The sequence below is a fragment of the uncultured Psychrobacillus sp. genome, from assembly GCF_938022135.1.
Taxonomy (GTDB): Bacteria; Bacillota; Bacilli; order Bacillales_A; family Planococcaceae; genus Psychrobacillus.
Window position 1 is genome coordinate 50,148 of the sequence record NZ_CALIED010000023.1, and the last position, 14,446, is coordinate 64,593.

18 protein-coding genes and 1 riboswitch are annotated in these 14,446 nt (G+C 38.9%); of the genes, 12 read left to right on the plus strand and 6 right to left on the minus strand.

All coding sequences use genetic code 11. From position 1 onward, the window contains the following. Positions 1-53 precede the first annotated feature (53 nt). Entirely contained in the window at positions 54-641 is a 588-nt protein-coding gene (locus Q0371_RS05790) for a YdcF family protein (protein WP_251555227.1), read from the minus strand. An 18-nt stretch (positions 642-659) separates the two neighbouring features. Beyond that, complete coding sequence (locus Q0371_RS05795; protein ID WP_298469353.1) at positions 660-1,301, minus strand: glycerol-3-phosphate acyltransferase; 642 nt, start codon at positions 1,299-1,301, stop codon at positions 660-662. 144 nt (positions 1,302-1,445) lie between these two features. Further along, a riboswitch (SAM riboswitch) is annotated at positions 1,446-1,562 on the plus strand. A gap of 121 nt (positions 1,563-1,683) precedes the next feature. On the opposite strand from Q0371_RS05795, the gene Q0371_RS05800 reads away from it, so the two are divergent. Together Q0371_RS05800 and Q0371_RS05805 are read left to right on the plus strand one after the other, a co-directional pair. After that, the gene (locus Q0371_RS05800) at positions 1,684-2,976 is read left to right on the plus strand and encodes a PLP-dependent transferase (protein WP_298469356.1); all 1,293 of its coding nucleotides are present in this window, start codon (positions 1,684-1,686) and stop codon (positions 2,974-2,976) included. 124 nt (positions 2,977-3,100) lie between these two features. Next, positions 3,101-4,087: a homoserine dehydrogenase gene (locus Q0371_RS05805; RefSeq protein ID WP_169359240.1), complete on the plus strand. Its 987-nt coding sequence runs from the start codon at positions 3,101-3,103 to the stop codon at positions 4,085-4,087. Positions 4,088-4,152: 65 nt separating this feature from the next. Here the strand turns inward: Q0371_RS05805 and Q0371_RS05810 are convergent, their stop codons facing one another. Beyond that, a complete protein-coding gene (locus tag Q0371_RS05810; protein ID WP_169359239.1) occupies positions 4,153-4,383 on the minus strand; it encodes an excisionase family DNA-binding protein in 231 nt (76 codons plus the stop codon). Between the two features lie 90 nt (positions 4,384-4,473). On the opposite strand from Q0371_RS05810, the gene Q0371_RS05815 reads away from it, so the two are divergent. The 5 genes from Q0371_RS05815 to Q0371_RS05835 all read left to right on the plus strand — a co-directional run bounded on the left by Q0371_RS05815 (position 4,474) and on the right by Q0371_RS05835 (position 8,697). Beyond that, positions 4,474-5,361 carry an EamA family transporter gene (locus Q0371_RS05815; RefSeq protein ID WP_298469359.1) on the plus strand — a complete coding sequence of 296 codons (888 nt, stop codon included), beginning with the start codon at positions 4,474-4,476 and terminating at the stop codon, positions 5,359-5,361. Positions 5,362-5,381: 20 nt separating this feature from the next. Beyond that, a complete protein-coding gene (locus Q0371_RS05820) occupies positions 5,382-5,948 on the plus strand; it encodes a type II CAAX endopeptidase family protein (RefSeq protein ID WP_298469362.1) in 567 nt (188 codons plus the stop codon). Positions 5,949-6,260: 312 nt separating this feature from the next. Further along, positions 6,261-6,710, plus strand: coding sequence for a hypothetical protein (locus Q0371_RS05825; protein WP_298469365.1), 450 nt, complete (start codon positions 6,261-6,263; stop codon positions 6,708-6,710). Positions 6,711-6,821: 111 nt separating this feature from the next. Further along, positions 6,822-7,346, plus strand: a complete 525-nt coding sequence (locus Q0371_RS05830; protein ID WP_240949683.1) for a sigma-70 family RNA polymerase sigma factor — start codon at positions 6,822-6,824, stop codon at positions 7,344-7,346. After that, on the plus strand, positions 7,339-8,697 hold the full coding sequence (locus tag Q0371_RS05835; RefSeq protein ID WP_298469370.1) for a DUF4652 domain-containing protein: 1,359 nt from the start codon (positions 7,339-7,341) through the stop codon (positions 8,695-8,697). The genes Q0371_RS05830 and Q0371_RS05835 overlap by 8 nt, the downstream gene beginning before the upstream one ends. Positions 8,698-8,711: 14 nt before the next feature. On the opposite strand, the gene Q0371_RS05840 is transcribed toward Q0371_RS05835, so the two are convergent. From Q0371_RS05840 to Q0371_RS05850, 3 genes are all read right to left on the minus strand, one after another. Further along, a complete protein-coding gene (locus tag Q0371_RS05840; RefSeq protein ID WP_298469496.1) occupies positions 8,712-8,882 on the minus strand; it encodes a hypothetical protein in 171 nt (56 codons plus the stop codon). Positions 8,883-8,901: 19 nt separating this feature from the next. After that, positions 8,902-9,258, minus strand: coding sequence for a nuclear transport factor 2 family protein (locus Q0371_RS05845; RefSeq protein WP_298469373.1), 357 nt, complete (start codon positions 9,256-9,258; stop codon positions 8,902-8,904). Positions 9,259-9,403: 145 nt separating this feature from the next. Further along, positions 9,404-10,060, minus strand: a complete 657-nt coding sequence (locus Q0371_RS05850) for a LytTR family DNA-binding domain-containing protein (protein WP_298469376.1) — start codon at positions 10,058-10,060, stop codon at positions 9,404-9,406. Between the two features lie 198 nt (positions 10,061-10,258). On the opposite strand from Q0371_RS05850, the gene aceA reads away from it, so the two are divergent. The 5 genes from aceA (at position 10,259) to Q0371_RS05875 (ending at position 14,446) form a co-directional block, all read left to right on the plus strand. Beyond that, on the plus strand, positions 10,259-11,542 hold the full coding sequence (gene aceA / locus Q0371_RS05855; protein WP_298469379.1) for an isocitrate lyase: 1,284 nt from the start codon (positions 10,259-10,261) through the stop codon (positions 11,540-11,542). 27 nt (positions 11,543-11,569) lie between these two features. Continuing rightward, positions 11,570-13,165, plus strand: coding sequence for a malate synthase A (aceB, locus tag Q0371_RS05860; protein WP_298469382.1), 1,596 nt, complete (start codon positions 11,570-11,572; stop codon positions 13,163-13,165). A gap of 12 nt (positions 13,166-13,177) precedes the next feature. Next, entirely contained in the window at positions 13,178-13,300 is a 123-nt protein-coding gene (locus Q0371_RS05865; RefSeq protein WP_205964027.1) for a YhfH family protein, read from the plus strand. A gap of 555 nt (positions 13,301-13,855) precedes the next feature. Further along, positions 13,856-14,011, plus strand: coding sequence for a hypothetical protein (locus tag Q0371_RS05870; RefSeq protein ID WP_169359545.1), 156 nt, complete (start codon positions 13,856-13,858; stop codon positions 14,009-14,011). A gap of 75 nt (positions 14,012-14,086) precedes the next feature. Continuing rightward, on the plus strand, positions 14,087-14,446 hold the full coding sequence (locus Q0371_RS05875) for a YppE family protein (protein WP_298469388.1): 360 nt from the start codon (positions 14,087-14,089) through the stop codon (positions 14,444-14,446).

Sequence of the window (14,446 nt, forward strand, 5' to 3'; positions counted from 1 at the left end):
AGGGAGAAAGAAGGGGGTAGCAAAGCTACTCTTCTTTTTTTATCCCTCCCTTGTTATTCTCCGGAGACAAAGGTTTTTAGCAAGGCCGCTCTTTCGCGCAAACGTAGTTTTGCCTCTGAAATTTGTGGTGTCCTAGCTGCTACCACGTCTGCGTCCCATCCTATTCCCTCAGCTATAATTTTTGCTCGCTGTAAATGGAAATCACTCGTAATAATTGTGACAGAGGTAACGCTGTCAGGGAGAAGCTGTTGAGAGTATAAAAGGTTTTCATACGTAGAGGTAGATTGATCTTCTACTATGATTCGACTCTCCATAATTCCATTCTCTACGAGATAGTTCTTCATGACTATAGCTTCTTCTATATCCTCATCTTGTCCCTGTCCTCCAGTAACAACAAGTTTTACAGATGGGTATTTTTCAGCATAATCTAGTGCTGCTTCCAAACGATAAAGAAGTGCTAGAGAAGGGATGTGCCCTTTTTTGACCTTGGCCCCTAACACAATGGCATACTCATTGGAACCGTCGGCCTTAGGCTTTAACCCATCCTCGAGCCATTTACTTGTAAGCATCCACATACCTAATCCGCTCGATGCGATTATTATGAATGGAATGACCACAATCCACCTCTTTTTTTTGCTCATTTAACTCACTCTTTTCCTTTAAACCGAAGGCTTCTTTTTCTTTATAACAGAGGAAATTTTTGTTTCTTCGTTCCGTATTAATCGTTGGACATTCTCTATGTGTAAGAAGGAAGCCATTAAAAATAGGAAGCCTGCTATTAAGATTGGCCCTGTTCCATCTGCTGTCCAGACAGAGGCTCCTAAAAATATGAGGTAAAAAAACAAAACCCCAATCAACAAATAATCTGTTAAAAGTGTAACGCAGATTAATATAAGCAATCCAGCCAGTCCGACCGGCCAATGTAATGCAAGTAAAACCCCGATAATGGAGGCTGTGCCTTTCCCACCTTTAAATTTTGTGAAAACTGGAAAGTTGTGTCCTAAAATAACCGCGGCACCAGCTAGATAAAGAAGTAGATCCAGCTCTGATGAACTAAACAAGCTCCACTGCTCAGAAAGTACACGTACGCCAATAATCATAATGGCACCCTTTAATATATCTATGACTCCCACTAAAACACCATACTTCCAGCCAAGTACGACAGTAGCATTGGATGCTCCGGAATTATTTAGACCTTCTTTTTTTATATTAACTCCACTCATCCATTGAGCGAGTTTAGATCCATGTAGCGAACCAATAATGTAGCCTGTTAGGAGAATGCTAACAATCCAAACAATCATTCTATGACACCCCTTATAAAATTATTCTATCTATTATATTAAACGATTAAAAAAAGAAGAAGTTTCAGAATTTTTATAAAATGACTTGACATCTAAATATATGGAGACTTATACTGTGTAACAAGATGGAATACTAATCAAATACTCTTATCAAGAGTGACTGAGGGAATAGGCCCTAAGAAGTCCGGCAACCACCAAGTTCTATAACTTGGAAAGGTGCTAAATCCTACAAATTCTTTAATAGAATTTGGAAGATAAGAGGAGGAACATGTCATCAATTTGACCCCTCTTCTTAATTGAAGAGGGGTTTTTATAGTTGTCAGTTCTATAATCCTCTCTGGCCTCCAGCATCCATCTAATCTACTAAATCGGAGGAATTCAAATGACTAATCTTCAAAAAGAAACACTTCTATTACACGGTGGACAAACGCCTGATCCAGTGACAGGATCTAGAGCAGTACCTATTTACAAAACAACCTCATATGTATTTCAAAACACAGAGCATGCACAAAATCTATTTGCCTTGAAAGAGACTGGTAATATCTATTCCAGAATCACAAACCCAACAGTAGATGTTTTTGAACAAAGAATTGCATTACTGGAAGGAGGAACAGCAGCAGTAGCACTTTCCTCAGGAGCAGCAGCCATAGCATTTTCTATTTTGAACATTGCTGGAACTGGAGATGAAATTATAGCTGCTGAAAATTTATACGGAGGAACTTTTAATCTATTTGCACATACACTCCCACGTTATGGGATTACAGTAAAATTCGTAGATTCCTCTGACCCAGAAAATTTCCGTAAAGCTGTTACAGACAAAACGAAAGGCTTCTTTGCAGAAATCATTGGAAATCCAAGCTTAAATGTTCTAGACGTAGAAGCTGTTTCAAAGATTTCAAATGAAGTAGGAGTTCCATTATTAGTAGATAACACATTTGCTACACCTTTTGGTTCAAATCCTATAGAGTATGGAGCTAACATTGTTATACATTCTGCAACGAAGTGGATTGGAGGACATGGGACAACAATTGGTGGTGTAGTAGTAGATGGAGGGAATTTCAATTGGAACTCCGATAAATTTCCAGGATTTACAGAGCCTGATGTTACTTATCATGGGCTACGTTATGGAATCGACGTACCAAATGTGGCATTTGCAATTAAGCTAAGAGTTCAGTTGCTTCGGGATTTTGGTCCTACTCTTAGCCCAGAGGCAGCATTTTCCTTTCTTCAAGGACTAGAAACACTTCACTTAAGAGTGCCAAAACATAACGAAAATGCACAGAAGATTGCAGAGTACTTAAATGCAAATGAGGAAGTGTCATGGGTTAACTACTTAGGGCTTGAAAACCATCCAACGCACGAGCTGGCTAAAAAGTATTTAAAAAATGGCTTCGGTTCTATTCTGACATTTGGAGTGAAGGGAGGCAGAGAAGCAGGTAGACAAATTATTGATAATATTGAAATTTGGTCTCATGTTGCTAATGTAGGAGACGCAAAATCCTTAATTATCCACCCAGCTTCTACTACTCACCAACAGCTTACTCCAGAGGATTTAGTAAAAACAGGTGTTACAGAGGATCTAATCCGCTTGTCTGTTGGCTTGGAGGCTGTTGAAGACTTACAAAATGCACTCGAAAAAGTACTTTTGAGAAAAACAAATGTCCTCTCTAGATAGAATCCTATTGTATAATGAATAAAAATAGTCTACAATATGTAAAATAGTCAATAAATTTATTGAAATATTACACAAGTGCGATTATTTATATTCAATTGTACAGATTCATTTTGGAGGAGACAGCATGGCAAAAATAAAAGCAGCGATTTTAGGGTTTGGAACAGTCGGCCAAGGGATTTATCACATCGTAAATGAAAAAAGAGAAGACTTAAAAAAATCATTAGGGTTGGATATTGAGATTTGTGCAATCCTGATAAATAATTTAGCAAAAGAAAGACCTGAAACTCCAGGAGTTTTGGTAACAGACGACTTTGAGGATATTGAGAATATTCCTGGACTCCAGGTAGTTTTTGAGGCAATTGTCAACGAAGAGCCCGCATATAGCTATTTATGCAGAGCGATTGACAAAGGCTGTCACGTGATTACTGCAAATAAAGTCATGTTCTCTAAATATAGTATTCCCTTACAGGAGCGCGCAAAATCACGAGGTGTATTTGTAGGCTATGAGGCTACTACAGCTGGTGGGGTGCCAATTATCAAGACTCTAAAAAACCTGCTTCAAGTGAACTCTGTAAAGAAAATTCAAGGAATATTGAATGGAACATCCAACTATATTTTGACGCAAATGCGTATAGAGGATTCGCCATTTGAGAGTGCCTTAAAAGAAGCACAGCTGCTTGGATATGCAGAGGCTGATCCTTACAACGATATATCTGGTCAGGATGCATTTCGCAAGCTAATGATCTTAAGCGCATTGGCATTTGGAAAACAGCCAGATTGGGACGATGTACGTGTAGTAGGAATCGATGAAATTACATTAGAGGATGTACGTGAAGCTAAGGACAAAGGTCTTCGTTATCGTCATGTAGCAGAAATTGAACAGGATGAAAATGGAGAGTTATATGCATCAGTAGGGCCTCAGCTGGTAGGAGCAGATCATCCGTTGTATGCAATCGAAGGAGTAAATAATGCTGTTTCTCTTGATACTAACTATATTGGGACACTTACACTAGTAGGTCCTGGAGCGGGGATGTATCCTACTGCTAGTGTGATGGTTGAGGACTACGCAGAGATTATCGGTAAGAGAGCAGGCTTTTTTATTACAATATAAAATCAAAAAGGACAATTTCCCTTCGGAAAAAGTCCTTTTTGTCTGATATGCATAAATTGGATTGGCTAGTCCTCGTCCTTTACATCAATGTCCTCTGGAATTGGAGTATTGCGCCACTCATCAATTTGACGTTTTAATTCTTCCACTTGCTCTAAATGGGTTTCGAACTGTGCACTATTGACAACATACTGCTCTCCGTCAAAGACAGCACGTATCTTTTTATCGGCGATATACCTTTTGACTTGTTCAAGTGGCATCGACAAGAAGTCAGCTGTTTCTTCTACTGTCATGTACATGGTACAAATCCCTCCTACGTATTTATTAGTATAATGGAGACAAGGAGGTAACTCAATGTCCTCACATAGAAAATAGTTGTAGTAGAAAGGATGAAAAGAGTGGCTGTTATACCATACATATTCGTATTACTGGGAGCGATGTTTTGGGGAACGACAGGAACGGCCCAAACATTTTTACCAGATAATGCCCATCCCTTTATTATTAGCGCTGGACGATCGGCAACCGGAGGCATTCCCCTATTAATCATTATGATTTTACTAAAAAAAATAAAGCTTCATACTTGGCCTTGGAAACAGACATTATATGCTGCTATTTGCATATCCTTGTTTCAGCTTTTGTTTTTTTCATCCGTTCGATTAACCGGTGTTGCCATTGCCAGTGTAGTTGCTATCGGAAGCGCGCCTGTTTTTTCTGGCGTGGTTGAATGGATTTTCTTAAAAATGAAACCTACAAAAGTGTGGGGGCTCTCTACTGGGCTAGCAATTGTTGGCTGTCTGTTTTTATTTTTGACGAAGGGTGAAGTAACAATCGATCCGGTAGGTATTTTATATTCACTAGTTGCCGGGCTTATATTTGCTTTTTATACGCTTACGAGCAAGTCCCTTTTACAAAAAGAAGAAGCCATCCCTGTAGTGGCAGTGACATTCTCACTAAGTGCGTTGCTGTTAACGCCATTTTTCTTTATCTATGACATAAGCTGGCTAGCTGATCCAGGTAACGTGGGAATCATCGTCTATTTAGGCTTGGCTACAACGAGTGTGGCATATGTTTTGTATGGGTGGGGTCTTCGGAAGATACCAGCATCCTCTGCATTGACACTATCGCTAGCAGAGCCAACTACAGCTGCACTGCTTGGTGTAGTGGTAGTGGGAGAAATTTTAGGGTTTACATCGTGGATAGGAATTGGTTTGTTGCTTGGAAGTATCGTCATTTTAACTTTGGGTAGTAAAGCAACCAAACCAAACAAGCTCAAGTGAGGAAAGGACAAATAAATAAAATGAATTTAAAGAGTATGATTCCAGCTTATATCGGCTTAAATTTATTTTGTAGTGCTATTCTCTTTTTTATGCTACTAGAAGGCTATTTGGCATATGGCGCTGTCTTAGCCTTTAACGAAGCTTCAAAAATAATATTGGTCATCATCTTGGCTTCGATTAGTTTAACTCTATTCGGAGTCCTACTGACTTATCTAACCCCGGAAAAGTACATAGATGAAATGAATAAAAGTTATCAAGATAGTTCAGTTTTAGAAATTATCTCGTTTATGTTGCTGGCTGCTCTTTTTGAAGAATTACTTTTTCGAGGAATTATACAAAATGTTTTATTTATAATCGTCGATCATCGATGGCTCGCCATTTTACTAACTTCTTTTTTATTTGTGGCATTTCACGTCCAGTACTATAAAAAACCGTTGATGCTCCTTAATATCACAGTTCCGAGCCTAGTTTTTGGCTGGTGTTATTTTTATACAGATAATTTATTGGTGCCTATTATTGTCCATTTTATATTGAATGTTAGTATGACCTTATTGTTTAAATTTAATAAGATTACGCTAAAGGCATAATTTAGAAAGACAGTCTCTTTTAGAGGCTGTTTTTATTTTAGTTTAGGAAATTAAAAATTCTGAACCTGTGGATAAATTGATGTCTAGCTCCACCGCCTTGCCCCTCGGGGTCAAATGGAAAAATACTACGGTGGCTGAGGAACTGCCTCCTCGCATTTTCCCATTTGCCTGTCGGGGCAGTGACAGGCGCTTGCGCTTTTCTTGTGAAGCTTTCCAAATTTGGTTGAAAGGTAAAAGAGAACAACTTGTTGAATAATATAAAAAAGTAATGCTAATTCTGCTAAATAGAAATCTGGAAGAGGAGTTGAAAAGATGAAGGAAATAATTGTGTCTATTATTTATTTTATAGCGTCCATTGCTTTCTTTCTTTACTTCTTTTATGATTCCAGCAAATATTTAAGGATTGATCCAACTCTACACTTTTTATCCATTTACATTCCGTTAATTTTATTATCGTATGTTCAAATTTATATTATTTGGATGGATGAAAGAGAAAAATTCTTTAAAACGACAGGATTGTGCTTATTAGGTATTGTTTGTATTACTTTGATGTATGAAATAGTTAAGCCTAATTATACGTATGAAGAAGCAAAGCAAATAGTAGCGAGGGAGTATGACGTAGAGGTCCAAGATAGTTTTCTAACTACTATACCTCAAGCGGAGACAGGTAAAGAGAATTATCGTATGAATGTTATTCAGGATTCCAATGAAATTGTTGTAATCTTTAACCGATATACAAAGGAAATACTGTTTTTAAATTAACACGCTGTTTCGAGCAAGAGTCGAAGCAGCTTTTATTAATATGTCTGTTTTTAAAACGTGCAGTACAGGTGCCTCGTCTATTATTAAAAGGGATTGGAAGGGGGATGGGATTTGGACAGTTATTTAGAAGAACAGAGGTTTCAGCAGGTAATGCAGGAGAATATGGATTATCTGCTTAAGCTTGCTTACTTATATGTAAAGGAGTGGCCTGCAGCAGAGGATATTGTTCAAGAGGTTTTTTTGACCTTCTATCAGAAATTCGAGCAGTTTGAAGAACGAGCATCTTTGAAGACATACCTTGCACGAATAACCATTAACAGATGTAAGGATTATTTGAAGAGCTGGCGATATCGAACTCATACATTAACTAATTCATTTAAATCACCAACTAAAAGGTCTCGAAATGTCATGATAGAAAGTGATGAAAAATTAGAACTGGCAGAAGCAGTGCTAGAGCTCCCATTGAAATATCGTGAAGTGATCATACACTATTATTTTGAAGAGTTATCAGTCCTGGAGGTTTCTCAGCTGTTAATCATTTCAGATAGTACCGTAAAGACAAGGCTCAGAAAAGCTAGGTCACTATTGAAGGAAAAACTAAAGGATGGGGAATGGGAGGTGCTTGTAAATGAATGATATTAAACAACAGCTGCTGTTGAAAATAGGGAACACCTCCGAACGTGGTGATAGAGTGAAGGAGCAGATTCAAAAGAAAAAAGGGACCCACATAAAAAGAAAGTCGGAGCGTTTGGCTAGCTATACAGCTATAGCAGCTTTTATAGGTTTGATAGCTGTTGCTTGCTTCCTACTAGTCCCAAACCTTCTCCAAGAAAAGCCGTTCCAACCTGCAGAGGAACCGCCAACCACTGTGGTCCCTCCCTTGGAAGAACCAAATCATGAAGAAGATCTTACATTGCTATTAAAAGAATATTTTCCGGCCAATAGCAAGTCTACTTTTGATGGTGGTTATGAGGATAGCGGTTCTACTATTGAAACAACTTGGCTCAACGTAGATTATGTTCAGCAAATAGTGAGTAATACAGGGGCAGCGTTCGAAAACATTTATCGGATTAAGGACAATAAGGTAGTGCTCGTTTACAGAGAAATGCTGGAGGGCGTCTCGCCAACGAATATGACATTCAAAGAGTTAGAGTCCTTGCCTACCATAGAGCTGATACTAGAAGCTCCATTTGAAGTGGGAGATCCATATGGGTATGGAGGTACCCTTGGTGAAGGGGTTATTGTTTCCTTAGAAGAAGAGATTGCAACTCCTTTAGGTACCTTGAACAATGTGATGGTTGTAGAGACAAGTGCGGATGCGTATCGAGCTAGAAGCTATTATGCTCCTGGATATGGATATATAAAAGGGGTATCTGAATACTGGGATGAAGAAAAAGGCGATTATATTATTGGGGTAACAGAGGAAATAAAAGAATTTGTGTATGCAACAGAGTCTGAAGATGTTAGAAAAAAAGCAACTCCCGAAACATTTGAGAAAACTATAGTATCTAATTACAAACCGAGTTTCCACTCCCCATGGGTTCCTTCACCCAATGGTACATATCGTGCCACAATAGAAGGTCGTGGAGAACAGGCGGGAGAAGAAGGAATCGGTGCTTTAGTTATCGAAAACAGGAATACAAAGGATTCATTTATCTTTAAATTACTGGAGGAAGAACCTTACAGGCAATATACACCGAAGGAAGTAGCTTGGATTGATGAAAGCCGTCTGTTTGTTATTATTGGCTATGCCTACGGAATGGTGACTGCTGGTGGCAAGCTGTATGTGTTAGACGTAGAGAGGAATGAAGTGAAGCCAATTATTACAGATTTAACTAACAAAGAAGAGGTTATGTCTATAAAGGTGAACAACGATGATACTTTCACATATCAATTACATGTATATGATACAGATGCAATGGAAGGCTCAGAAAGCCATGTGGAAGAAAATACACTACCATTACCAAAGCCTGGAGAGAGGGATTAATTACCCTCTCTTTTTTATTCTGCCTTGTTAGAATGGGGTAGGTTATCGAGCTTTCTAGAAATCTCTCTTAATAATTCATTACGCTCTTTATTCGAAAGAACTAATGTAATGATAAACCAAATAACAAAACACCAGAATGCAAAGAAAAGAATTAAAGGGATAATTGCAATAAACGTGTTCATCAATCAAATTTCTCCTTTCTTATTATAGTTGGTCACTTAAATGCTCATGAATGAGTTTCCAATCTCCTTCATTCTTTACGAATACATTTGTAGCTCTGCCTTCTCCATTAACATACTCACCATTCACGTACCCTTCATAAAAATAGGTATAGATACATGTCGCTGAGTCTTCATCTTGATGGAGCCAATGGACATTCCGAGCCTCATAGTTTTCATTTTTTACAACCGTCCAAGCGTTTTCAAAGTAATTCTGTATCTCTTGATGAGTAGTACAGGTTTGATCGGAGAAAAAGTAAATGGCATTGTTGTGCAATGCTTTACGGACCTGTTCAAAGTCATGCGTGTTCGTGGCTGCTATATACGTATTTAGAATTTCCATGATTATCCTCCGATAGTTTACTTATTTTTTATAATAAAGAAGTTGTTTGTAGAAAACAAATGGTATTTGGCAACCTAAAAAGAGCTTCCCTAAAATGGTAGCTCTTTTATTTATGTCTATTGATAGAGGCTTATGACCTCTTCTTTTAAAATCCTAAAACAGCCCTCACCTCAGCCATATAAGATTGGCTAATCGGCAATTCCGTATCGTCGGTCAATACAACTAATAAATTGGAGGAAAAGTCTCGAATGATTCGATCGATAAATGAGATATTAACGATATAAGAACGATGTATTCTTATGAAATCATCAGGCAATTTTCTTTGAAGATCCTTTAAAGGGATAGTGGTTTTATAAGCCTCACCCTCTGCATAAAACCAAATCTTTTTTTGCAAGCTTTCCAGGTATTCTATTTTTTCAATAGGTACAGGCTTCCACTCTTCTTCTTTTTTTCCTGTAAGAAATCGAACCAGGGATTGCTTTGGAACAGCATGCTTGGGTGGGAGTATAACAACTAATACAGCATTTTCGCCATTAATCTCGATAGGATAGCCTACTCCGTAGTAAGGAATTTGAAACAAATTATCGTCTAATACAGCTTCTGTTCGACAGCCATTTTTAAAAACTAAATCAGCAATGCTACCTGGCTGAACCTTCTGTCCTTCCTGCAATTGTAGGTCATGCTCGCCGGCATAATAATAGATGTACTGGTCTTTAACGGCAATGGCAATGGAAGCCTCTTTAGGAATCCATTCTTCTAATAAATTGCTATACCTCTTTAATTGGTCTTTCGTTATTTCCATTCATACACCTCCAAGTTCTTTTTTACCATTCGTCTGCCTTATTTCTTGTTCGTCCTTGAAAAAAAGTATCTTATCCAAAAACCGATACAGAATAAACTATTCTGTTATATATTAGATTACAAGAAAAGACACTGTTATGATACAGTAAAAAAGACATATTTTTAATTATTAAAAAATTGTAGAGAGGTGTGTTGATTAATGACAAAAAGACAACAGCAAGTAGAAGAGCTTAGAAAGCAATGGAAAGAGGATAACCGTTGGAAGGGAATAGAACGTCCTTACACTCCAGAAGAGGTTATTAAGCTGCGTGGATCACTACAAATCGAGCATACATTAGCGCGCAAGGGAGCAGAACGTCTATGGAATTCCCTTCATAAAGAAGATTTTATAAATGCCTTAGGAGCTTTAACTGGAAACCAGGCAGTACAGCAGGTAAAAGCAGGACTACAAGCGATTTACTTGAGTGGCTGGCAGGTAGCAGCTGATGCTAACCTTTCCGGTCAAATGTATCCAGACCAAAGTCTTTACCCGGCAAACAGCGTTCCAGCAGTAGTGAAGCGTATAAACCAAGCGCTTCAGCGAGCAGACCAAATTGACCAGGCTGAAGGTCGTGAGGATGAGTTTGACTGGTTCGCACCAATTGTCGCAGATGCTGAAGCAGGTTTTGGTGGCCCACTGAACGTATTTGAGCTAATTAAAGGAATGATTGAAGCAGGGGCAGCTGGCGTTCACTTAGAAGACCAGCTGGCATCAGAAAAGAAGTGCGGTCATCTTGGAGGTAAAGTACTTCTTCCAACACAAAATGCTATCCGTAACCTAGTGGCAGCTCGTTTAGCAGCTGACGTATCTGGTGTTCCTACTGTTTTAATCGCACGTACAGATGCAGACGCTGCAGATATGGTGACAAGCGATATTGACCCTCGTGACCACGAATTTATTACGGGAGAAAGAACTCCAGAAGGCTTCTATCGTACGAAGGCTGGTATAGAACAAGCAATCGCTCGTGGATTGGCTTATGCTCCATATGCAGATCTAGTATGGTGCGAAACCTCCCACCCGAGCCTAGAGGAAGCAAAGCAATTTGCGGATGCCATTCATGCTCAATATCCAGATAAAATGCTTGCTTACAACTGTTCTCCATCGTTTAACTGGAAGGCAAACTTAGATGAAGAGACGATTGCTAAGTACCAAGTAGAGCTAGGTAAGATGGGCTACAAGTTCCAATTCGTTACACTTGCTGGATTCCATTCATTGAACCACAGTATGTTTGAGCTTGCTCATGAGTACAAAACGAAAGGGATGGCTGCATACTCCAAATTGCAGCAGGCAGAGTTTGCAAACGAATCAAAGGGGTATACTGCTACCAAACATCAGCGTGAGGTTGGTACTGGATACTTTGATGAGGTTTCTCAAGTCGTTTCCGGTGGTACTTCCTCTACGACTGCCATGAAAGGTTCAACTGAAACAGCACAATTTGCTTGATCATTGAAGAAATGGGAGGGTAAAGGAATGGAACAAATAACTGAAAAAAAGATTGAAATTGTTGGTAAAGACGTGGAAGGAATGCATGAGATTTTAACACCAGAAGCATTGGAATTCGTCGCTTCTCTTCATCAAACATTTGATGATCGACGAAAGGATTTGCTCATTGCTCGGAGAGATCGCCAGGAAAGACTAGATAATGGAGAGAAATTAGATTTTCTTACAGAAACAAAGCATATTCGAGAAGGGCATTGGACAATAGCTCCACTCCCTAAGGATTTACAGGATAGAAGGGTAGAGATTACTGGACCAGTCAATCGAAAGATGGTTATTAATGCCCTAAACTCTGGAGCAAAAGCATTCATGGCCTGCTTTGAGGATGCAACATCTCCTACATGGGAGAATATGATTGAAGGTCAGATCAATATGAGAGACGCAGTAAGAAAGACGATTTCTTATACGCAGCCTGAGACTGGTAAAAGCTATCACTTAAAGGATGAAACAGCAGTGTTATTAGTTCGTCCTCGTGGCCTCCATCTGATGGAGAAGAATATTCATATAGATGGTAAGCCGATTTCTGGTAGCTTCTTTGACTTTGGATTATATTTTTTCCATAACGCGAAAGAGGCGATCGAGCGCGGAACAGGCCCATATTTTTATCTGCCAAAGCTAGAAAGTCATCTAGAGGCAAGACTGTGGAATGATATCTTTATCTTTGCGCAGGAGAAGCTAGGGATTCCACAAGGAACGATCAAAGCCACGGTGCTTATAGAAACAATCATGGCTGCGTTTGAAATGGATGAGATTTTATACGAATTAAAAGATCATTCTGCAGGCTTAAATTGTGGACGCTGGGATTATATCTTTAGTTACATCAAACGTCTTCGCAACCAACCAGAGGTTATTTTACCTGACCGTGGCCAAGTAACTATGACATCACCATTTATGAGAGCATATACACAGCTTTGTATTCAAACCTGTCATAAACGCAATGCTTCAGCTATCGGGGGAATGGCAGCACAAATTCCTATTAAGAATGATGAGGAAGCAAACGAGGCAGCATTTGCAAAAGTTCGAGAAGACAAAAGAAGAGAAGCTTCGGATGGACACGATGGAACTTGGGTAGCACATCCTGGACTTGTACCAGTCGCTTGGGAGCAATTCGACGAGTATATGCCAACCCCTAACCAAATCCACCGTAAACGAGAGGATGTTCAGGTAACTGCAGACAACCTACTCGAAGTACCAACTGGAACAATCACCGAAGAAGGACTCCGTCTAAACTGTAGCGTTGGAGTTCAATACATTGCTTCATGGCTACGAGGCAACGGGGCTGCACCTATTAACAACCTGATGGAGGATGCAGCGACTGCAGAAATTTCTCGTACACAAGTATGGCAATGGGTTCGACATCCAGAAGGAAAGCTAGAGGACGGGCGAAAAATTACAATGCCACTTGTAGAACAGGTACTAACTGAGGAGCTTGGGAAGTTAAAAGCTGACTTCGGTAATGACATCTATTTGACCGGTAGATATATGGAAGCAGCAGAGCTATTTTTGACATTAGTGAAAGAGGATAACTTCATTGAATTTTTAACTATTCCAGGCTATGCAAAATTATAGGAGGTGATTGGAATGAATAAGCCAACGAGTGAAAAAAATCCAAAGATTTGTCGCGAATGTGGATGCGTCATCCAAGAGCAAGTCGAATCTCCATTATTTGAATGTGAACGTTGTCTGAATGATAGAAGTGAATAAACTAGAAAAAGAGCTTGGAGGTGATCCAAGCTCTTTTATTATTTGGCTATGTTAAAGGGTAGGGTTGATTTATGATGCATAGAAATCTTAAATCAGAGAGTAGAATTGATTTTTCGCCCCAGCCGGACGCTTTACTCGGGGTGAGCGATAAGCCATCACCCATCGCTTACGCGCGTGGTTGTGATGGCTTATCTGTCTCACTCATCCCGTAGGAGTCGCCGTCTGGTGCTCCAATCAATGAATGGAAACAGCTTTAATGTATCGATAGTGCTAAAAATTTACTCGCATAAGCAGCAAAGTTGAAAAACTGTCACCAACACCAATTTCGTCATCTATTTATGATTTTTATTTGAATGTCCTTTTTATAATGTTTACACTCATTAAGTCACTATAACAAAGAATTGTTAGTCAAAATCAACCAATAAATTTAACAAAGCTTTTCATCTTAACCACTGTCGATGTGCCGCTAGTTTTGTCTTATGTATAGAACCTTTGTCGAGTAGGAAGGGATTTATCAAGAAGGAAGGAACTAAACAGTAAAAGGAGAGTGTTAACATGAATAAAATTGAACGTCTTATTGATCAACTAGAGCTTTTGGAATATCTATTGGAGAACCGTTTAAACGAAGAACAGGATCAATTTGAAGAAGATTTTAGTAAATCATCTTTTCGCTTGCTAGGAAAGATGGAAAAATTAGAAAGTAATCTGTAAGGAATGTATGTTCGTTCGAAGCTGGTAATATGCTATGCTTTTTGATAAACTATTACTAGAATGAGAGGGATTACTTTGTCATTAACAAACGTAAATAAACAGCTGCTAATTGAATGTGATAGTTGTATAGAAAGGTTTCACCGTTTTCGTGAAGAAGACCGTGAACCGGATTTTTTTGAAGAAGTAAAGCCATATGCGTATGATATAGATGAATTACTGAATGAATGGGAGCAACTAGTACGTCCTTGGATCCAATTAAAGCGACCAAAATATGTACATCCGAGTCAAATTGATTCGTTACTTGAATCAATGAGACAATTTGTCGTACAGTCCTTTTATAAAGCCACTAGTAAAAAACGTTTTTTAAAGTCTGTACATTCTTCTAAATATACTTTAGAAACCATTCTTCAAGCGTTACAGGAGGTCGGGGAGTAA